Here is a 20,166-nt window from a genome sequence, read left to right on the forward strand (position 1 = left end):
GCCGGCCTGAGCCCCCCCAACTACCCGAGTTCGTCATGGTCATCACCAAGGTTTTGCGTCCGCACGCCATCGCCCAGGCCACCGCCCTGCTTCTGCTGTCCACCGCCGCCGCCGTCCATGCCCAGGAGGGCAACAGCCAGACGCTGGAACGGGTGGAGATCACCGGCTCCAGCATCAAGCGGCTGGAAGGCGAAACCGCGCTGCCGGTGCAGACCGTGCGGCGGGAAGACATTGCCAAGACCGGCGCCACCACCGCCGCCGAGCTGATGCGCAACATCAGCGGCAATGCCGCCGGCCTGACCGACGGCGCCAGCATCAGCGACAACAACGGCGGCCAGCGCGGCTTCAATGGGGCCAACCTGCGCGGCATTGGTGTCTCCAGCACGCTGGTGCTGCTCAATGGCCGGCGCCTGGCCAATTTCGCATCGCCGGGCGACAGTGCTGGCGTTGACTTGAACAACATCCCCGCCGGCGCCATCGAGCGCGTGGAAATCCTCAAGGACGGCGCGTCCGCCATCTACGGCACCGATGCCATCGGCGGCGTCATCAACTTCATCACCCGCAAGGACTATCGTGGCGTCGACCTGAATGTGTATGCCGCCGGCACCGACGAAGGCGGTGCGGGCAAGCGGGCGGCCTCGGTGTCCGGCGGATATGGCGACCTGGCCGCTGCCGGCTTCAACGTCTTCGGCGTGCTGGATGTGCAAAAGCTCGATGCGCTGCGCTCCACCCAGCGCAAGTTCCTGCGCGAGCGGCCGCTGTCCGAGCTGCTGCCCTACTACATGTCCACCCGCCCCTATCCGGCCAACCTGCGGCTGTCAGGCTCCGCGGCGACCCGTGCGGCGCAGCTGGCGGCCATCAATGCGGCCGGGTATTCCATCAGCGGCCAGCCCTTTACCGACCGCAACATCAACCTGTTCGCGCCGGACTGCAACCCGCCCGCCAGCGTCTTCACGCCGGGCACGCAGACCTGCGGCTATGACTACATGGCCGACACCGAGATCTATCCGGACGCCAGCAAGACCAGCTTCCTCGGCCGCGGCGTGCTGAAGATCAACGACCGCAGCCAGGCCTTCCTGGAAGTGCTGCGCAGCCGGGCGGAGACCACCTATGTGCTGTCGCCCAACCCGACGAATTTCACCGGGGTCAGCGTCGCAGCGCTCAATCGCAACCTGCAGCGCCCCATCAACTACAACGGCACGGTGGACATCCGCATGCGGGCCACCGAGCTGGGCAACCGCTCCAACGAAGTCACCAGCGATGCCGAGCGGTATGTGGCGGGCCTGACCGGCACCTTCGCCAATGACTGGGACTACTCGCTGGCCGCGAGCTATGCCAAGAACAAGTCGCAGGACAAATACGTCAACGGCTACTTCCTCTTCGACAAGCTCGATGCCGCCATCAAGTCGGGCGATGTGAATCCCTTCGGCCCGTCGTCGGACGCCGGCAAGGCGGTGATCGACAGCATCCGGGTCAACGACGTCGCTCGCAAATCCAGCGGCACGACGCAGGGCGTGGATGCCAAGCTCACCGGCTCGCTGATGGAGCTGGCCGGCGGACCGCTGGGCATGGCGCTGGGCGCGGAGCTGCGTCGTGAGACACAGTCCTTCACCCCGTCGGCGCTGCTGGTGTCCAACAACATCGGCGGCGACCGGGACAGCTCGCTGGCACCCGGCGAGGCGGACGCGTCGCTCAAGGCCACGAGCAACCGCCGCAACATCGCCTCCGCCTACACCGAGCTGAGCGCACCGCTGCTCAAGACCCTGGAGGTGCAGGCCGCCTTGCGCTTCGACCACTACCAGGGCGTGGGCAACACCACCAATCCCAAGCTGGGCCTGCGCTACCAGCCCAGCCGCCAGTTGCTGCTGCGGGCCTCGGCCGGCACGGGCTTTCGCGCACCGTCGTTCAGCGAGCTCTATCGCCCCACCAGCTATGGCTCCAGCCCCGCCTTCCTCTACGACCCGGTGCTGGACACCTTCGACCAGTGGGCCACCCGCAAGGAATCCAATCCCGACCTGAAGCCGGAGCGCTCGCAGCAGTTCTCGGCCGGCGTGGTGTTCGAGCCGGCCCGCGACATGAGCGTCAGCCTCGACTACTGGCTGATCAAGAAGCGGGACGTCATCAGCGACCTGAACGGCAAGACGATTCTGGAGAACCCGCAGCGTTATGCGGCCTACATCGAGCGCGACGAGTTCGACGAGCCGACCATCATCCTGCGCAAGGAGAACCAGGGCCGGCTCAAGACCTCGGGGCTGGACCTGGAAGCCAACGTTCGCAGCAGCCCCACCGCCTGGGGCCGATTCGGCCTGAACCTGAGCGGCACCTACGTGCTGGAGTACAAGCGCCAGTTCGGACCGCTGGAGCCGTATGTGAGCAACCTGGGCCGCTTCCTGAATGACCAGGTCATCCAGCGCTGGCGCCATCGGGCCTCGCTGGATTGGGAATATGGGGACTTCAATGTCACCCTGGGCAACACCTTCTACAGCGGCTACCAGGACGACAGCTATCTGCCCGACACGGCGCCCCGCCGCGTCAAGGCCTATTCGCTGTGGGACATGTCCGGGGCCTGGCGCATCAACCGCATGCTGCGCGTGCGAGCCGGCATCCAGAACCTGGCCAATACCGCGCCGCCGTTCTCCAACCAGAGCTACTACTTCCTCTCCACCTATGACCCCACCTACACCGACCCGCGCGGCCGGACCTTCTACGCCAGTGTGAACCTGTCGTTCAAGTAAAGCGGGGCTTCCAGCGGACTGGGGGTGATCCAGCCGGGCGGACGACCCGTAGAAGCAGCAGCTCAATCACCTTCCGGCAGGCGGCGGGGGCGTCCGGTGATGGAGGCCCCCGCCGTCGGCATCTGCTGCCCATGAGTCTTCTGCCCTTTCTCTCCCGTCGGCCGGCCACGGCCGATGACGGCGTCACCCGACCCGTCGGCGCGACGGCCGTGGCCGCCCACGACAAGGGTGCGGCGTACGAAGCGCACGCCATGCGCTCGCGGACCGCTCCGACGCCCAGCACAACAGCCCGGCCCGTCACCGGGCTGGGTCGTTTCTGCTCGCTGGCAATGCTGGCCTGTCTGTCTGCGGCGCTGATGGTGCTGCCAGCCGACCCGGTGCATGCGGACGAAGCGCCATTGCCCACCGTCAGCACGGTGGACCTCGCCCGGTATGCCGGCAGCTGGTATGAGATCACCAAGCTGCCCAACCGCTTCCAGAAGCAATGTGTGGCGGACACGCAGGCCGAGTACCGCCTGGACGGGGACATCGTGCGGGTGATCAACCGCTGCCGCACCTCCACCGGCGAGCTGGACGACATCAAGGGCCGTGCCAAGGTCGTGCCGGGCAGCGGCAATGCCAAGCTCAAGGTGACCTTCTTCTGGCCCTTCTACGGCGACTACTGGGTGCTGGCCCTGGACCCGGACTACCGCGAGGTGCTGGTGGGGGCGCCGGACCGCAAATATGCCTGGATCCTGTCGCGCACGCCGACGATGCCGCAGGCGCGCGTGGACGCGCTGCTGCAGCGGGCCAAGGCGCTGGGCTTTGATGCCGATGCTTTCGTGGCCACGCCGCAGACGCAGCCCCTGACTGCCGTACAGCCCGCCGCGGCTCCCGCTGCGCTGCCGGCGCCTTCCGCGCCCTGAAGGTCCGCCATGAGCCGCGGCCAAGGCGCATCCAGCGGGTTCCGCGGGAACAAGTCCTTCCTCCCCTCCAAGCCCTGCGTCGCTTGCGGCCGCGCCATGACCTGGCGCAAGGCCTGGGCCCGCAACTGGGACCAGGTCCGGTACTGCTCCGACGCCTGCCGCAAGCGCGGCGCTGCTGAAGGGACTTCGCGATGAGCGCATTGGGACCGGTGCGCACGCTGGTGATCGTGCTGGGGGACCAGCTCGACGCCGACGCCAGCGCCTTCGACGATTTCGATGCCGCCACCGACCGCGTCTGGATGGCCGAGGTGCGCGAGGAATCGACCCATGTGTGGTCCAGCCGCATCCGCATTGCGCTGTTCCTCTCCGCGATGCGGCACTTTGCCAACGAGATGGTCAGCCTGGGCCGTCCGCTGGACTACGTCACGCTGGACGATGCCGACAACACCGGCAGCCTCGCCGGTGAACTGGCCCGCGCGGTCCAGCGACTGCAGCCCCAGCGCCTGGTGATGACCGCGCCCGGCGACTGGCGTGTGCTGCAGTCGCTGCGATCGGCGGCGAGCGACGCCGGCCTGCCCCTGGAGGTCCGGGACGACCGCCACTTCTTCTGCACCGTGCGCGAATTCGCCGCGTTCGCCAAGGAGCGCAAGGGCCTCCGCATGGAGACCTTCTACCGGATGATGCGCAAGCAGCATCGGGTGTTGATGGACGGAGACGAACCCGCTGGCGACCGCTGGAATTTCGATGCCGAGAACCAGCAGGCCTTCGGTCCTGATGGACCCGGCTTCCTGCCGGAGCGGGTGGGCTTTCCGCCAGATGCGATCACGCAGGAAGTGATCGACCTGGTGAACCGCGCATTCGCAGACCACCCCGGATCGCTGGACGCCTTCGACTGGCCCGTCACCCGCGCGCAGGCACAGCACGCGCTGACCCGCTTCATCAATGAACGCCTGTGCGACTTCGGCCAGTGGCAGGACGCGATGTGGCCGGACACGCCGTGGCTCTGGCATGCGCATCTGTCGGCCGCACTGAACCTGAAGCTGATCAGCCCCAAGGAAGTGGTGGCGCAGGCAGAGCAGGCCTGGCGCAACGGGCATGCCCCGCTGGCCAGCGTGGAAGGCTTCATCCGCCAGGTGCTGGGCTGGCGCGAGTATGTGCGCGGCGTCTACTGGACGCGCATGCCCGAGCTGGCGCAGGCCAATGCGCTGGATGCGCAGCAGCCCCTGCCCGCTTTCTACTGGACGGGCGATACCGATCTGCGCTGCCTGGCCGATGCGCTCAAGCAGACGCTGCAACTCGGGTATGCCCACCACATCCAGCGACTGATGATCACCGGTCTCTACGCGCTGCTGCTGGGCGTGCGGCCCAGCGAAGTGCACGAGTGGTATCTGTCCGTCTACGTGGATGCGGTGGAATGGGTGGAGATGCCCAACACGCTCAGCATGAGCCAATTTGCGGACGGCGGCGCCATCACCAGCAAACCCTACATTGCGAGCGGCAAGTACATCGAACGACAGAGCAGCGGCAAATATTGTGCCGACTGTGCTTACCGGCCCGATCAGCGCGTCGGCCCTCAGGCTTGCCCGTACACCACGCTGTATTGGGACTTCCTCATCCGTCACCGCTCGAAGTTTGCGCGTCATCCGCGCCTGGGTGCGCAGGTGAGGAACCTGGACCGACTCTCGAATGAAGAGCTTTCCGCGATCACGGCGCAGGCCCAGGCCCATCGGGACCGATGGCACGTTCAGCCCGTGTTCATCGAAGATGTGCGCCATCGCACCCAGAGTAACAAACAAAAAAATTCCTGATCCAGCGTGAAGAAGTCACCGTATGAGGCTAGCGATCCGGCGCCCGGATGAGCAGCGCCGGTCCTACCCCTTCAATACAGGAGACTCGAACATGATGCGCTTCTTCAAATGGTTCCTCGGAGCCGCGGCGGTATCGATGATGCTGACGGCCTGTGGCGGCGACGACGACTCGCCGCCGCCCACCATCGCGCAGGCGGCCCAGGAGCGCGGCTTCACCGCACTGGTGGCGGCGGCCAACAAGGCCGGCCTGGCCAGCACGCTGGCGGACACCTCGGTGTCGCTGACGGTGTTTGCGCCGACCAATGACGCTTTCACCAAACTCGCCACGCAGCTGGGTTTCTCCAGCGCGGACGCCATGGTCACCGCGCTGCCGGCCTCCACGCTGGCCAGCATCCTGCAGTACCACGTGCTGGGCAGTCGCAAGTCCGCGGCTGACTTGACCGCTGGCGGCACGACGCAGGCGACGCTGTACAAGCTCAACGGCAACACCGTGTCCCTGACGCTGAACTTCACCGGCGGCGTGAACATCCAGGACGGCGCGCTGACGACGGCCAAGGTCACGACGGCCGACGTGGCCGCCAGCAATGGTGTGATCCACGCCGTGGACAAGGTGCTGGTGCCCCCCGGCCTGCTCAACATCGTGCAGATGGCGCAGGTCAACCCGAGCTTCACCACGCTGGTGAGCGCGGTGGTGCAGGCCAACCTGCAGGGCACGCTGAGCGGCGCCGGTCCCTTCACCGTGTTTGCTCCGACCAATGATGCCTTCGCGGCCATTGCCTCGACGGTGAGCGGCCTGACCACGCAGCAGCTGACCAACGTGCTGACCTACCACGTGCTGCCGAGCCAGGTGCTGGCCGCCAACATTCCGTTTGGCACGCCGGTGACCACGGTGCTGGGCCAGAGCATCACCATCAACGCGGGCACGCCGCCGACCATCACCGACTCCACGACCACTCGCGCCAAGATCGTGGCGACCGACGTGCTGGCCAGCAATGGCGTGATCCACGTGGTGGACAAGGTGCTGATCCCCAACCCGCTGTAAGGCAGTGCTGCGGCGTCTGGTGACGGACGCCGCAATGATGGCAAGAATGCCAGCAAGAATGGCGGTGGGCTTTCGGGCTCACCGCCTTGTTTTTGGAATCAACGCGCCTTTGAGCGCCAACGCACCATGGCCCAACGTCCTGCCGTGAACAAGATCGTGAGAGGTCTTGTGGAGTTCTGCCTGTTCCAGGGCGCCTGGTTCGCCTGCATTTTGGGGGCGGCCCACGGGCATGTGGGCTGGGGCGTGCTGGCGGTGATGGCCTGGGTGGCCATCAGCTGGACGCTGAGTGATCAGCGCTGGGTGGATGGGGTGCTGGCGGTGCAGGCAGTGCTGATGGGCGTGGTGTGGGACACCTGGATGCTTCGTGCAGGCTGGGTGGAGTACGCGTCGCCCGGGCCGCTGGCGATGTGGGCACCGGTGTGGATCCTGGCGCTGTGGGCGCTGTTTGCGACGCTGGTGCGCGGGCCGCTGTCATGGCTGCATGGGCGGCCGGTGCTGGCCGCGGTGTTGGGGGCGGTGGGCGGGCCGATGTCGTATCTGGCTGCGGTGCGGCTGGGGGCGGGGAAGTTTCCGGACACGACGCAGTCGATGCTGGTACTGGGCGCGGGATGGGCGGTGATGACACCGATGCTCACGGAGATGGCGCGGTGGTTGCCGACGCGGGGGCGGGGGGTGAAGCCGGTGGCGAGTGTGTGAGGCGATGGTCTGACGATCAATCTGTTGGCGGGTTCAAGACGCCTCGTCTGGGCGCGCCGAACGAAGAAATTCATTGAATGACGGAGCCACGAGCCCGATGTGTTCAAACGACATCGGAGAAGGAATTGCCCACGTCGAAAGGAAAAATACCTTTCCCGTCAGCTCACCTTCGAGCCCGATGAGGAACAACGAATTGCCGGGATCCGTGCCAATCGGCAGGAGGCCAGGAGGATGCAAATGCTCATTCCAGATCATGCAATCGTCCAGGTTCGCGCCGCCTCGATACGGAGATGTGGTCTCCTTCCCCTCGAACAGGCTGAAGGTTGTTTCCAGCAGCGCCTCAGGACCGTAAGACTGCGCTTTCTTGCCAGCCCAATCGATGGGAAATAACACACCGCGGTACTCGCCTTCGTCGTTCTGCAACATCGGTGGCGCGCCTCTGTGCTCTACCAGGTATGCCGCATATTCCTGCGGGAGCTTCAGACTGTTCCGCGTCTCGAAAGCTGCAATGTCCTCCCGCGTGATCACCGGAAAGTCATTCAAGAACGGATAAACAATTCGCCAAGTCATGGCTGGTCCTTGAAAAAATTCAGAATGGAGCATCCTTCACGATCGAGTCCTCACCCGTCTCTGCCCTGTCGCGAGCACTAAGGCCGCTCGGCCGGGCGAGCCGACTTCAAAAAGTCGGTGAAGGTCGGGGCAATGAATCCGATGTGCTCAAACGAGATGGGGTCGGGCACGTGGAAGGTCGACAGGTAGAAGACCTTGCCTGCATGCTCCTGGTTCACGCCCAGCATGAACAGCGAGTTGCCGGCATTCGATCCGATCGGCAGCAGGCCGGGCGGGTACAGATGATCGTTCCAACTGATGCTGTCGTCCAAGTCATAGCCGCTGTCGAAGGCGGACTGCACGTCCTTGCCGGTGAAGATGCTGTAGGTCGCTTCAAGTCGCACCGTCGGCCCGCTGACGCGCGCGGGCTTGTCGCCCCAGTCGACGGTGAACTCAGGACATGTGTACTCAGTCTGTTCGTTCACGAACATCGGAGGAGAACCCCGATGACTGACGAGGAAGTCCACATAGTCCGGCGCCAAGGACATCTGATGGCGCGTCTCAAACTCGCGCACGTCTTGCAGAGTGACGACGGGGTAGGACTCGATCTTGGGGAACACCAGTTTCCAACTCATGAGACTCCTTCGGTATCAAGATTTGGAGTCCGTGACGATCGACGCACCGCCGGTGTGAGACACAGCGTCGTGCGCTTGGCCGTCCAGCGCTTGATTTCTTCGTTCATCAACGAACTCATGGTGTCTTCCTCTCAACGGTAGCACCTGAGCAGGTTTTCACTGGGTCAATACATTCGCGCCGATCAGCACGGTCGGGAAGCCGGCGACGAGCGGCGGGTTACATCGAAAGTCCTCTATCAGTGTTCTGGGTACCCGGTCACCACTTGGGGCCCGTGAAAAGCACCGAACTCAGGCAGTCCGGATTGCGCTGCGCAAATCCGAAGCTCAACTTGCCCCACAACTCCTTGCGGGAGTAGGAGGTCTCCTCGTTGGGAGATCGGCCTCGAGGCGCGTTTGTCACTTCCAGACGTGGGTAGCGCGCGAGGACGTCGCTGCGCGCCACGCATTTGCCGGCGACCGTGAGGTTCAGCAGCCACTTTTCGGTCGGTTCCTTGACAGAGACACGCAAGCTCACCGCCTCGATGTCGACTTCCCGCGCGAGACTCACTGGCCCGCCCTTGAGCGCGGTGAAGTACTCGTTCGTGAGCTCTTCATCCTGGATCAGGACGATGCGCAGCGCCTGTTCGATCTTCTCCTTGTCGAACGGCGTGCGCGTCGGCAAGTCGTCCACGAGGGTCCAGAGGTCGAGTGGATTCATGGTCCTGGGCTTTGGCGAGGAAGGGGATTGGGCAGAAGCGATTGTGGCGGCACAGCACCATGCCACGATGGAGATCCAGCGACAGGTCTTTTGGACCGCATGGCTTGCCGGGGAATGCCTTGTCATATCAACCGCCGTCATACTCGTTGTGAGCCGGATTCGTCGCCACGGACACGCACTCGCCATTTCCGAAGACCATGCCGATCTGGTCTCTTGCTGCGCCCGCGTTGCCATCCTTCATAGACGGATCGTAAACGGCGTTGTAGGCGGGGTGATTCGCCGAGTCTCCTTCTGCAATGTCGGCGACTTGCCCGCAATGTCGTCGACGTTCGGGCCCAGACCGCTCTCTGACGTTCGCCTTGGAATCCCCTAAAACAGCGACTGCTGCCCCGCCTCCATCGCCGGCGCGCGGAACTGACTGAAATCCAGCTCATGCCGCTGCCGCCCCAGGCCGAAGCGCTCACAGGCCTTGCGCATGCGCTGATGCATCAACTCCGCCCAGATGCCCTCGCCCTTCATGCGGGTGCCAAACCGCGCATCGTTGTCCTTGCCGCCGCGCATGTCCCGCAGCCGGGCCATGATGCGCGCCGCTTTGGCGGGCTGATGCTGCTGCAACCAGTCCTGGAAGAGCGGATTCACTTCCCACGGCAGGCGCAGCGGAATGCTGAACGCCCGCTGCGCGCCCGCCTCCGCCGCAGCTTCCAGAATGCGCTCCAGCTCCGGTTCATTGAGGAATGGAATCAGCGGCGACACGCTCACGCCCACTGGCACGCCTGCCTCGGACAACGCACGAATCGTCTGCAGGTGCCGGTGCGGTGCTGCCGCTCTGGGCTCCAGCGTGCGCGCCAGCTCCGAATCCAGCGTCGTCACCGACACATAGACCGACACCTGATTGCGCTGCGCCATTGGCGCCAGCAGGTCCAGGTCTCGCTCCACACCGCTGGACTTGGTCACCAGCGAAAACGGATGCTGCGCCTCCGCCAGCACCTCAATGATCTGGCGCGTAATGCCCAGCTTGCGCTCCACCGGCTGGTAGGCATCCGTCGCCGTGCCGATGCATAGATACGAGGGCTGGTAGCTGGGTGACGCCAGCGTCTCCCGCAGGCGCTGCGCCGCATTGACCTTGGCCACCAGGCGCGTTTCGAAGTCCAGGCCCGGGGACAGGTTCAGATAGCTGTGGGTGGGGCGGGCAAAGCAGTAGATGCAGCCATGCTCGCAACCGCGGTACGGATTGATGGAGTAATCAAAGCCGATGTCCGGAGACTGGTTGGAGCTGAGGATCTTCTTCGCATGCTCCTCCATCACCTCCGTGCGCGGGGGCAGGTGTTCCTCGCGGGCTTCCTGGTCCAGCGTGCCCCAGCCGTCATCGAACTGGTCCCGGTCGTTGCGTTCGAAGCGGTGAGGAATCGCCCAGGCACTGCCCCGCCCTTTCAGCGCGTCAGGCTGGACGTACAACTCCGGACCGGCGATGGGGGTGGGGGTAAAAGTGGGGCGCGACATACTGTTAATCTATCCAGTATTTTCGCAAAGTTCCAGTCCCACCTTGCGGCCCGCGCGGGCTTTCAACGCCCCGCCCTCTTGCCGCGGAGAGTGGCCGCTGCAGTGAACGCGACCGCCGCCGTTGCAATTTCACGGCTGGTGCGGTTACGCGACGTTTTAGAGGGTGCCCCCGATAGCCGTCCGCAGTGCGCCCCGCTAGAGTGCCTTCGCTTACGGCGTAAGCTGGCGACCGCCGTCAACGGTCCTCCAAAAAAATCGGTCGCAGTCGTTCAGGGAGAGGTGGGATGAGTCAGGTGCAAGCGTGGATGGCCGCAGTCGGCGTCGTGGCCGGCCTGGGGGTCGGCGTGGCCGGCGCCAGTTGGCATTGGGGGCGCAGGCTCAGCGCGGTTCAGCGCATGTCCGACCACCTCGCCGCTTCCCGCAATCTGCTGGACCAGCAGAACACGCAGGCCCGCCGTCAGGTGGAGCAACTGCAGACCGAGCTCGCTGACCTTCGCCTGTTTGCCGATCGTGCCCGGCGCAAGTTGGCCTCGCTGGCCGAGCAGCCTGCGGCACCCGCGCCGGTGCAGGTGCCTCCGCCGCCGCCCGCCCCTCCCCGGGCCAGTGCCCAGGAAGTGTCCCAGATGCTTCAGCGCAACGACCAGCGCCGCCAGCCCGCCATGGCCCGGGCGGACCAGGACGATGCGGGCTTCGAGCCCACGCAGGTCGATCCGCCCGATCCCCTCTGAGCTCAGGCCGCGCCGATGGCCGGCAGCACCGTGCCCACGCAGGGCCCAAAGCCGATACGGCGACGTCCGGGGGCCTCGCAGAATCCCACCAGCGCCACGCTGTCACCGTCCTGAAGGAAGGTGCGTTGCTCGCCATGGGGCAAGGTCAGCGGCTGCTTGCCGCCCTGGGTCAGCTCCAGCAGCGACCCGCCCTGGTCCGATGCCGGCCCCGACTGGGTGCCTGAACCGAACAGATCGCCCGGCTGGAGGTTGCAGCCATTGCTCGCGTGATGGGTCAGCATCTGGGCGAAGGTCCAGTAGCAGTCGGCAAAGTCCGACCGCATCAGGCGATGCGGCGGTTGCTGCGCGGCGCGCATGGCCGCCGTCTGCAGATGCACTTCCAGTTGGATGGAGATCGCGCCCTGCGCGGCATTCGTGTCCCCCTGCAGATAGGGCAGCGGCTGCACATCGTCCGCAGCGCGGCTGAAGGGCCGGCGGAACGGCGCCAGCGCTTCCATGGTCACCACCCAGGGCGACACGGTGGTGGCAAAGCTCTTGGCCAGGAAGGGGCCCAGCGGCTGGTATTCCCAGGCCTGCACATCCCGCGCGGACCAGTCATTCAGCAGCACCAGACCGAACAGATGGTCCTCGGCCTGCGCCAGGGCCACCGGCGTGCCTTGGGCATTGCCCAGCCCCACCAGGGCCCCGACTTCCAGCTCATAGTCCAGCCGCTTGCTGGGCCCGAAGCTGGGCACCTCGGCATCGGGCGCCTTGCTTTGTCCAAGCGGGCGGTGGAACTGCTGGCCGCTCACGCCAATCGACGACGCCCGGCCGTGGTACCCGATGGGCACCCACTTGTAGTTGGGCAGCAGCGGGTTGTCCGGACGGAACAGCTTGCCCACGGCGGTGGCGTGATGGATGCCGGCATAGAAGTCGGTGTAGTCGCCAATGCGGCAGGGCAGCGTGAATTCCAGCGAAGACTGCGACACCAGGGCCGCCGACAGCTTGCCGGGCCACTCCGCATCCGCCTTCTCGTCCAGCACGGCCACCAGTGCGTGGCGGCACTGGCGCCGCAGCGCCGGACCCGCCGCCATCAGCGGATTCAGGCCCTGTCCTTCACAGGCCCGCAGCACGGCGGCCAGCTCATCGGAAAACACGCCCAGCGCCGCCGCGGCGATCAGGTCCACCGCTTCCGCGCCGATGGCGGCAAAGGGCCGGAAGGCGCCGGATTGGCCGGCTGGCCGCGCCATGCCCAGCGGCAGGTTCTGCAGTGGGAACTCGGTGGTCTCATCGTTGGCGCCCGAGACCCAGCTGCGCAGCGCCGGGTCGTGGGTGTGGTCGATGGAGAGGGAACTCAGCGAAGTCATCATCAGCCTTTGAATTGATCCTGGAGGCCTGCCCAGCAGGCGGCATATTGGGTGTCCAGCGCCCCACCCTGCATGGCGTAGCGGGTGGGTCGGAAGCGCCAGCGGCTTTCGAACATGAAGGCCAGCGTGTGGTCGAGCTTTTGCGGCGTCAGCGTGCGGGTGCTGGCGGCATTGAAGGCCTCGGTGTCCGGGCCATGCGGCACATGGCTGTTGTGCAGGCTGGCACCGCCCGGCCGGAAGCCTTCCGGCTTGGCATCGTACTGGCCGTAGATGAGGCCCATGAATTCGCTCATCACATTGCGGTGGTACCAGGGCGGACGGAAGGTGTCCTCCTGCACCAGCCAGCGCGGCGGGAAGATCACGAAGTCGCAGTTGGCCGTGCCCGGTGTGTCGCTCGGCGATGTGAGCACGGTGAAGATGGACGGGTCCGGATGGTCGAAGCTGATCGACCCGATGGTCATGAAATTTGCGGTGTCGTACTTCACCGGCGTGAGGTTGCCGTGCCAGGCCACGACGTTGAAGGGCGTCACCGCCTGCTGGTTATGCCAGAGCTCCCCGCCAATCTTGCGGATCACTTCATAGGCCTGCTGCGGTTCATGCGCCGCCACCGGCGCCAGGAAGTCGCGCGGGTTGGCCAGTCCGTTGCTGCCGATGGGGCCCAGCTCGGGCAGGCGGAAGGGAGCGCCGTAGTTCTCGCAGATGTAGCCGCGGGCCTGCGCTTCATGCAGCTCCACGCGGAAGGTGACACCGCGCGGCATCAGCGCGATCTCGCCGGGGATGACGTCGAGCAGGCCCATCTCCGTCACCAGGCGCAGGCCGCCTTGCTGCGGCACGATCAGCATCTCGCCATCCGCATTCATCAGCGCGCGCTGCTGCATGGAGCGGTTGCACAGGTACACCAGCGCGGCCATGCCGGTCTGCGCGTCCGGGTCGCCATTGGCCACCACGGTGCGGATGCCCTCCACGAAGTCCCAGGACTCGGCGCCTTGCGGCAACGGGAACGGATGCCAGCGCAGGGGGTCTGGCGGCACGGAGACGCCGCCCGCGGCACCGGTGGTCCACAGCGGCGCTTCGAAGGGCCGGAACGGGCTGGTGACCACCGACGGCTGGCGTCGGTAGAGCCAGGTGCGGCGGTTCTCCACACGCGGCGCGGTGAAGGCCGAGCCGGAGAGCAGTTCCGGATAGAGGTCCATCGGTGCGCGTTGCGGGCTGTTGCGGCCCTTGGGCAGCGCGCCGGGGACGGCTTCGGTCTCGAACTGGTTGGCGAAACCGCTTTGGTAGCGCAGCGACGTGGCGCCGTCGGCCTGGCTCAAGTGGTCGGAGGTTTGGGGAGCGTTCATGGCAGTCCCTGAGGGGAAGTCGTGGGAAGAGGCGTTGCGGAGCGCGTTGTGGCGGGCGTCGCGGAGGTCGTTGTGGACACCGTTGCGGACGTCCATGCAGCGTCTGTCGTCGATGCCCTCGGCATTGCTGCCGCGGCTTCGGCACCTGCGGCCGTCAGCGCCGCGCGCAGCACATCGAGACGGCCGATGTGATTGGCCAGCAGAAGAATCAGCCTTGCATTGAAGGCGTGGCTGTCGGCCTCGCTCAAGCCCTGGTGGGCGGCCAGCAAGGCTTCATAGAAGTCATCGGGCGCGTCCAGATGCGGCGCGGTGATCAGTGGCATGCCAGCTCCTCCTTTGCCATCGTGGCGCTGGGCAGGCCTGCTGCGCGAAGCATCGCGTCACGAAGCAGCTCCGGTTTCAAGCGCCGCCAACGGGCGCACAGATGCTGATCGGGACGCAGCAGCAAAACGGTGCCTGGCTGCGCATCACAGCGCGTCTGAGCGAGGCCTTGCAGGTCTCGAAGCAAGTGGACCGTCAGACCGGGGGGCGTGGGCTCGCACAGCATGTCACCAACGTCAGCAGCATCTGGCGGCAGCAGCAGCAACACCGTCGTCGCGGGCTGCCCCTGCAGCGCGTTGCCGATGCTCGACAGCATGTGTTGAACCTGCGAGCCGCTCTGCGCAACATCCAGGAACATCACCACGCTGAAACGACCCGGCACCAGCGTGTCGAGAAGCCATCCAGTCCTGGCGCTTGCGCTCATCGCTGCTGCAGCGGACACAAGAGCGACAGGCGCATCCACCATCGGTGCACCGAGCGCCAGCACGCCGCCAAATGGCTCGCCATCCTCGGTGTTGAGTGACGAGTCCACCAGCGTCGTGGGCAGCGACAACCGACCGCTGTTCACCAGCTTGCGCGCAAACTCGAAGTCCTTGGCCAGATCCAGCACCGCCGTGCGGAACAAGCGGCTCACTGCCGACTTGGGCGTGATGAAGTCCGTAGACCGCGTGGAATGGCGGATGTTGTCGTCCGCTGCGACCTCGCGTTCACGCGCATAGGTCTCCAGCAGGGACTCGGGCGCCTGCCCCCGGATCACCCACGCCAGCTTCCATGCCAGGTTGTCCGCATCCTGGATGCCGGAGTTGGCCCCGCGCGCGCCGAACGGCGACACGCCATGCGCGGCGTCCCCGGCAAACAGCACGCGGCCATGGCGGAAGCGCTCCATTCGCTGGCAGGCAAAGGTGTAGACCGACGCCCACACCAGCTCCATCTCCGGAATCTCCCCATTCCCGCCGGCGGCCCGCGAGGCCTGTGCCATCAGCGCCTGCACGCGCGGCAGGATGTTCTCGGGCCGCTTCTCCTGCTCAGGGTCCGCGTCCCAGCCCAACTGGAAGTCGATGCGCCAGACGCCGTCCGGCTGACGATGCAGCAGCACGCTTTGCCCCGGGTGGAACGGCGGGTCGAACCAGAACCAGCGTTCCGCCGGAAACGGCGCCCGCATGCGCACATCCGCGATCAGGAAGCGGTCGCGGAAGCTGCGTCCCTGCGTGTCCAGGCCCAGCATGCCTCGCAGCGGCGAGCGGGAACCGTCGCAGGCGACGACGTGGTCTGCGTCCAGAAGATAGTCCCCCTCCGGCGTGCGGACGGTCAGCCGAGCATGGGTGGGACACGCGTCCAGGCCCACGACCGCATGGTGCCAACGCAGATCCAGCAGCGGCAGTTGCGCCGCTCGGGCCACGAGGTGGGCTTCCAGGTCGTGCTGGGACAGGTTGATGAACGCCGGACGGCGATGGCCCGCCTCGGGCAGCAGGTCGAACTGATAGACCTGCTGGTCGCGGAAGAACACCCGCCCCACATGCCAGGACACGCCCTGGCCCACGATCGGCTCGCCGCATCCGAGGCGGTCGAAGATCTCCAGCGTGCGCTTGGCAAAGCACAGCGCCCGGGAGCCGACCGACAAGCGTCCGTCGTTGTTGAGCAGCACCACCGGCACCTGCTGCAACGCCAGATCGATCGCCAGCGACAGCCCCACCGGCCCGGCGCCGACCACCACCACCGGCCGACGCACCGGTGCGGCAGCGTCCTGGTCGGCATGGCGCCGGTAACCCAGGGACGGCGACAAGTCAGAGTCGCTCAGGGGCGGTGTCATGGAGGGCCTCCTCGCCTCTCAGCCTTCCAGCGCTTTCCACATCTCGATGTCGCGCTGCGCCGTCCAGATGCGGGGATGCGGATGCGCCGTCACCTCGTCATAACAGCGGGTGACGTCGAAGGGCATGCAGTGGTCAAAGATGACCCAGTGCCCATAGCGCGCCTTCATCGAGGCATAGGTGTCCCGGTAGACCGCGGTGAGGTCCTTGCCAGCGGCCACACCGGCTTTCACGGCGGCATGCAGGTCGGCAATGAAGGCGCGCGTGCCGGCCAGGCCCTGGGCAACGGCCTCGGGCGTCGTCAGCGCTGCGCCTCGGCCAGGCACCAGCGCCACCGGCTCCAGCGCCGCCAGGCGGTCCAGCGTCTGCGGCCAGTCGGCGAAGTAGGCATCACCTGCGTAGGGGGTGGCATCGAACTCCACCAGGTCGCCGCTGAAGAGGATCTTCTGCTGCGGCAGCCAGGCGACCGTGTCGCCCTTGGTGTGGCCGCGCCCCAGTTGCAGCAGCTGCACTTCCAGCGAGCCCAGCCACAGGCTCATCGCGCCCTGAAAGGTGATCGTCGGCCAGGTCAGGCCCGCGGGGACCGATTCGACATTGCGGAAGAGCCGCGGGAAGCGGCCGATCTCGCTGGCCTTGTCCTGCTCACCGCGCTCGACGATGAGGTCGTAGGTGTCGCGGCTGGCAATGATGTGGCGCGGCTGGTAAGCCGAGGCGCCCAGCACCCGCACCGCGTGATAGTGGCTCAGCACCACGTAATCGATGGGCTTGTCGGTCACCTCCCGGATGCGGCGGATGACGTCCTGCGCCATGGCGGGGGTGGCCTGCGTGTCGATGACCATGACCGACTCGTCTCCGATGATCACGCCGGTGTTCGGGTCGCCTTCCGCGGTGTAGGCATAGGCGTTGTCACTGAGCTTGACGAACGAGACCCGCTTTTCCTCCAGGTCGGCGTGGCTGGCGAACTGCTTGCTCATGGGTGGGGTCTCCGTTCATCCAAAGAAAACGCATTACATATTGGCAAATATAGCCGACGACGCCAAATTTATTCAACAATGCTGAATGTGGGGTGAATACGCATGAGCATCGAAGACCAGACGGAAGAGCGCGCGGACGACCGACGTGGCATCCAGAGCATCGAGGTGGGCGGCCGGCTGCTCAAGGCGGCGGCGGCGCAGGGCCATCCGCTGCCGCTCAAGACCCTGTCCCAGGCCGCGGGCATGAGTGCCGCCAAAGCCCATCCTTACCTCGTGAGCTTTTGCAAGCTGGGGCTGATGAGCCAGGACCCGGTCACCGGCTATTACGGACTGGGGCCGCTGGCGATGGAGATGGGGTTGATCGGCATCCAGCAGGTCGATCCGATCCGGCTGGCCACCGCGCAGCTCGATGCGCTGGCGACGGAGCTGGGACACACGGTGGCGATTGCGGTGTGGGGCTCGCATGGGGCCACGATCGTGCGGACCGCCGCCTCGCCCGCCCCCATCCACGTGACGATGCGGCACGGCACGGTCGTGTCGCTGTGGAATACCGCGTCGGGGCCGCTGTTCGCGGCCTACCGGCCCGAGGAGGAGGTCCGCGCGCTGTGGGCCGACTTCCTGCGGCTGGGCGACATGGACCTGACACGCGGCGCGGGCAGCCGGTCTTCCGCAGCGGCGGCACCGGCGCCCACCTGGGACGAGTTTGCGGCGCTGCTGACGCAGGTGCGGGGCCGCGGCATGCATCGCTCGGTCGACAGCATCGTGGAGGGCGTCAGCGCCCTGGCGGTGCCGGTCTTTGACAGCGAGGGCGCACTGGCGCTGGCGCTGACGGCCATCGGCCCCTCCGGCGCCTTCGACGCGGCCTGGGACGGAGACATTGCCACACGCCTGCGCGCCGCTGCGCAGGACCTCATGCGCCAGATGGGCGGGAGAACACCTTGCTGACCTTGCACACCTACTTTCGCAGTTCTGCGGCCTACCGCGTGCGGATTGCGCTGAACCTCAAAGGGCTGCCGTATGAGAGCGTGCCGGTGCATCTGGTGCGGGACGGCGGCCAGCATCACCAGCCGGCGTTCAAGGCGCTGAACCCTGCGGAACTGCTGCCGGTGCTGCAGACCGAAGGCCATGTGCTGACGCAGTCCCTCAGCATCCTGGAATATCTGGAGGAGCGGTATCCCACCCCTGCCCTGCTGCCCGGCACGCCGGAGCAGCGTGCCTTTATCCGAAGCCTGGCGCTGGATGTGGCCTGCGAGATCCATCCGGTGAACAACCTGCGGGTGCTGCAGCATCTCACCACCGCCTTCGGCGCCACGGATGAGCAGCGACGGCAATGGGTGCAGCACTGGATACGCACCGGCTTTGCGGCCATTGAGCAGCGGCTGGCGGGCCCGGCTGGCCTTCCGGGCCCATTCTGCGTGGGCGAGCAGGCAACGCTGGCCGACGTGGTGCTGATTCCGCAGGTCTTCAACGCCCTGCGCTTCGGGGTGACGCTGGAGCACTATCCCCGCATCGAGCGGGTGTGGACCCACTGCAACCAGCTGCCGGCGTTTGAAGCGGCGTCACCGGCGCGGCAAGGGGATGCGGAGTGACAGTCCGCGCACAGTGTGCGCGGAAGCCGGATTTCAGAAGTCGTTGTCCAGCTTCCTCTGAACACGAACGCGTTTGGACTGAAGGTGGAACTCCAATGCCATGCCATCTCGATCGAGGCCTGGGTCCGCAAGCAGATCGAATTCACGGTCCAGCCCCAACGCCCAGAGCACCCGCAAATAAGTTCCAAGACCGGTGGACAGCTTTCCGTTCTCAACAGCTTCCACGGCTGTGCGGCTCAGGCCTGACCTGGAGGCCAGGTCCTCGCGCCGCCACTTGCGACGGATTCGTGCCGCACGCACGCGTTGTCCCAACTCCGCAGCACGCCGGCTGACGGGTTCGGGAATTCCGGGAATGCGTTCGACGGCGCCTTTCATGGAAGGCAATATAGCACGTAGCGCCTTCTATAGAAGGCGCACGGCATTTAGCGACTTAGCCCAGCGCCGGCCGCTCCACCGCCCACCGGCTCGCTGCTTCCCAGCTCGGCGGCACGCAGCCCTGCTCCTGCACGCACAGGCTGGCACTGGCCAATGCATGGCGGAGCGCCTGATGGCAGACGGTCGGGGACAGCGCCCGCAGATCGTCCACGAAGCGTCCGTCCGCGGACCGGCGCGACTGCCGCAGCAGATAGGCCAGCAGCCCCGCCAGGAAGCTGTCGCCCGCGCCGACCGTGTCGACCACCTCCAGCGGGGCGGCCTCCTTGGCGTAGCAGGTGGCGCCGCTGCGCTGCATCAGCCAGGCGCCGCCGGCCCCCACCGTCAGCGCCAGCAGCTCACAACCCGGGTGTGACGCCATCAGGCCCCGCGCCTGGTCCAGCACGTCGGTGCCGCGCACGCCCAAGTGCTCCAGATCCTCGTCGCTGACCTTGATGACATGGGCCAGCGACAAGGCCGCATGCACCGCCGCCCGGTAGGCCGGCAGGTCCGGCATCACCGACGGACGCAGGTTCGCATCCACCACCACACAGCGGCCCGCCTGCCGCTGCGCTTCCAGCCACGGCAGATAGATCGACGTGTCCCGGGCATCCAGCGCCAGCGCGCCGCTGCACACGATCTCCAGGGCCGGCAGCGTGGCACAGGCCGCCGTCAGAGTGGCGGCTGAGACCGCGCGGTCCGCAACGCCCTCGCGGTAGAAGGCGTAGTCGGGATGGCCGTTGGGGTCCAGGTTCACCACTGCCAGGGACGTCACCTGCTGCACCGCTTCCGGCACCGCCAGTTGCACGCCGTCGGCCACCAGTTGTGCCCGCAGCTCCCGCCCGAAGCGGTCACGCGACAGCGGATTGAGATATTGGATGCCCACGCCCTGCCGCGACAGCGCACGGCTCAGGTTGTAGAGCGCGCCGCCCAGGCACGGCAGGTAGCTGCCGTCTTCACGGCGGATGAGGTCGATCAGCGCCTCGCCAGCCACCGCCACTTGGAGGGCGTTGCCGGTGTTGGTGTCGGTGGCGGTGTCGAGAGGTTGGAAGGATGTCGAAGTCATGGGATGGGTCCTCACG

The 20,166-nt window shown here is 66.2% G+C and carries 19 protein-coding genes and 1 pseudogene; 9 read left to right on the forward strand and 11 right to left on the reverse strand.

Features of this window, described 5'->3' with window-relative positions; genetic code table 11:
- Positions 1 to 35 precede the first annotated feature (35 nt).
- The 6 genes from DES44_RS22620 to DES44_RS22645 all read left to right on the forward strand — a co-directional run bounded on the left by DES44_RS22620 (position 36) and on the right by DES44_RS22645 (position 7,186).
- Complete coding sequence (locus DES44_RS22620; protein WP_058934392.1) at positions 36 to 2,735, forward strand: TonB-dependent receptor; 2,700 nt, start codon at positions 36 to 38, stop codon at positions 2,733 to 2,735.
- 131 nt (positions 2,736 to 2,866) lie between these two features.
- Complete coding sequence (locus DES44_RS22625; protein ID WP_232309959.1) at positions 2,867 to 3,640, forward strand: lipocalin family protein; 774 nt, start codon at positions 2,867 to 2,869, stop codon at positions 3,638 to 3,640.
- A gap of 9 nt (positions 3,641 to 3,649) precedes the next feature.
- Positions 3,650 to 3,835, forward strand: coding sequence for a DUF2256 domain-containing protein (locus DES44_RS22630; protein WP_058934391.1), 186 nt, complete (start codon positions 3,650 to 3,652; stop codon positions 3,833 to 3,835).
- Positions 3,832 to 5,448, forward strand: a complete 1,617-nt coding sequence (locus DES44_RS22635; protein ID WP_058934390.1) for a cryptochrome/photolyase family protein — start codon at positions 3,832 to 3,834, stop codon at positions 5,446 to 5,448. The genes DES44_RS22630 and DES44_RS22635 overlap by 4 nt, the downstream gene beginning before the upstream one ends.
- 91 nt (positions 5,449 to 5,539) lie before the next feature.
- The gene (locus DES44_RS22640) at positions 5,540 to 6,490 is read left to right on the forward strand and encodes a fasciclin domain-containing protein (RefSeq protein ID WP_232309958.1); all 951 of its coding nucleotides are present in this window, start codon (positions 5,540 to 5,542) and stop codon (positions 6,488 to 6,490) included.
- Positions 6,491 to 6,616: 126 nt separating this feature from the next.
- On the forward strand, positions 6,617 to 7,186 hold the full coding sequence (locus DES44_RS22645; RefSeq protein WP_058934389.1) for a DUF2878 domain-containing protein: 570 nt from the start codon (positions 6,617 to 6,619) through the stop codon (positions 7,184 to 7,186).
- 33 nt (positions 7,187 to 7,219) lie between these two features.
- Here the strand turns inward: DES44_RS22645 and DES44_RS22650 are convergent, their stop codons facing one another.
- The 4 genes from DES44_RS22650 to DES44_RS22670 all read right to left on the reverse strand — a co-directional run bounded on the left by DES44_RS22650 (position 7,220) and on the right by DES44_RS22670 (position 10,567).
- Positions 7,220 to 7,756: an SMI1/KNR4 family protein gene (locus DES44_RS22650; RefSeq protein ID WP_170156733.1), complete on the reverse strand. Its 537-nt coding sequence runs from the start codon at positions 7,754 to 7,756 to the stop codon at positions 7,220 to 7,222.
- 77 nt (positions 7,757 to 7,833) lie between these two features.
- Entirely contained in the window at positions 7,834 to 8,370 is a 537-nt protein-coding gene (locus tag DES44_RS22655) for an SMI1/KNR4 family protein (protein WP_058934387.1), read from the reverse strand.
- A gap of 256 nt (positions 8,371 to 8,626) precedes the next feature.
- On the reverse strand, positions 8,627 to 9,067 hold the full coding sequence (locus DES44_RS22660) for a hypothetical protein (RefSeq protein WP_116001877.1): 441 nt from the start codon (positions 9,065 to 9,067) through the stop codon (positions 8,627 to 8,629).
- 369 nt (positions 9,068 to 9,436) lie between these two features.
- Complete coding sequence (locus DES44_RS22670; RefSeq protein ID WP_083525433.1) at positions 9,437 to 10,567, reverse strand: PA0069 family radical SAM protein; 1,131 nt, start codon at positions 10,565 to 10,567, stop codon at positions 9,437 to 9,439.
- 284 nt (positions 10,568 to 10,851) lie between these two features.
- Between DES44_RS22670 and DES44_RS22675 the strand changes: the two genes are divergently transcribed.
- The gene (locus DES44_RS22675; RefSeq protein ID WP_116001881.1) at positions 10,852 to 11,295 is read left to right on the forward strand and encodes a hypothetical protein; all 444 of its coding nucleotides are present in this window, start codon (positions 10,852 to 10,854) and stop codon (positions 11,293 to 11,295) included.
- A gap of 2 nt (positions 11,296 to 11,297) precedes the next feature.
- Here the strand turns inward: DES44_RS22675 and fahA are convergent, their stop codons facing one another.
- The 5 genes and pseudogenes from fahA to DES44_RS22700 form a co-directional block, all read right to left on the reverse strand.
- Positions 11,298 to 12,641 carry a fumarylacetoacetase gene (gene fahA, locus DES44_RS22680; protein WP_058937278.1) on the reverse strand — a complete coding sequence of 448 codons (1,344 nt, stop codon included), beginning with the start codon at positions 12,639 to 12,641 and terminating at the stop codon, positions 11,298 to 11,300.
- Positions 12,642 to 12,643: 2 nt separating this feature from the next.
- Positions 12,644 to 13,981: a homogentisate 1,2-dioxygenase gene (gene hmgA / locus DES44_RS22685; protein ID WP_058934384.1), complete on the reverse strand. Its 1,338-nt coding sequence runs from the start codon at positions 13,979 to 13,981 to the stop codon at positions 12,644 to 12,646.
- A 146-nt stretch (positions 13,982 to 14,127) separates the two neighbouring features.
- Positions 14,128 to 14,304, reverse strand: a pseudogene (locus DES44_RS25765) (DUF2783 domain-containing protein); the annotation flags it as partial.
- Positions 14,295 to 16,112: an FAD-dependent oxidoreductase gene (locus DES44_RS22695; protein WP_058934382.1), complete on the reverse strand. Its 1,818-nt coding sequence runs from the start codon at positions 16,110 to 16,112 to the stop codon at positions 14,295 to 14,297. The gene DES44_RS22695 and the pseudogene DES44_RS25765, both read right to left, overlap by 10 nt.
- Before the next feature lie 18 nt (positions 16,113 to 16,130).
- Positions 16,131 to 17,084, reverse strand: coding sequence for an MBL fold metallo-hydrolase (locus DES44_RS22700; RefSeq protein ID WP_058934381.1), 954 nt, complete (start codon positions 17,082 to 17,084; stop codon positions 16,131 to 16,133).
- Positions 17,085 to 17,186: 102 nt separating this feature from the next.
- On the opposite strand from DES44_RS22700, the gene DES44_RS22705 reads away from it, so the two are divergent.
- A complete protein-coding gene (locus tag DES44_RS22705) occupies positions 17,187 to 18,029 on the forward strand; it encodes an IclR family transcriptional regulator (RefSeq protein ID WP_058934380.1) in 843 nt (280 codons plus the stop codon).
- Complete coding sequence (gene maiA / locus DES44_RS22710) at positions 18,023 to 18,673, forward strand: maleylacetoacetate isomerase (protein WP_198164918.1); 651 nt, start codon at positions 18,023 to 18,025, stop codon at positions 18,671 to 18,673. Before DES44_RS22705 ends, maiA begins: the two co-directional genes overlap by 7 nt.
- 33 nt (positions 18,674 to 18,706) lie before the next feature.
- Here maiA and DES44_RS22715 read toward each other — a convergent pair whose 3' ends face one another.
- Together DES44_RS22715 and DES44_RS22720 are read right to left on the reverse strand one after the other, a co-directional pair.
- Complete coding sequence (locus DES44_RS22715; protein WP_083525432.1) at positions 18,707 to 19,048, reverse strand: helix-turn-helix domain-containing protein; 342 nt, start codon at positions 19,046 to 19,048, stop codon at positions 18,707 to 18,709.
- A 55-nt stretch (positions 19,049 to 19,103) separates the two neighbouring features.
- Complete coding sequence (locus tag DES44_RS22720) at positions 19,104 to 20,150, reverse strand: PfkB family carbohydrate kinase (RefSeq protein WP_058934379.1); 1,047 nt, start codon at positions 20,148 to 20,150, stop codon at positions 19,104 to 19,106.
- Positions 20,151 to 20,166 lie beyond the last annotated feature (16 nt).

This window comes from Roseateles depolymerans, assembly GCF_003387155.1.
Lineage (GTDB): Bacteria > Pseudomonadota > Gammaproteobacteria > Burkholderiales > Burkholderiaceae_C > Roseateles > Roseateles depolymerans.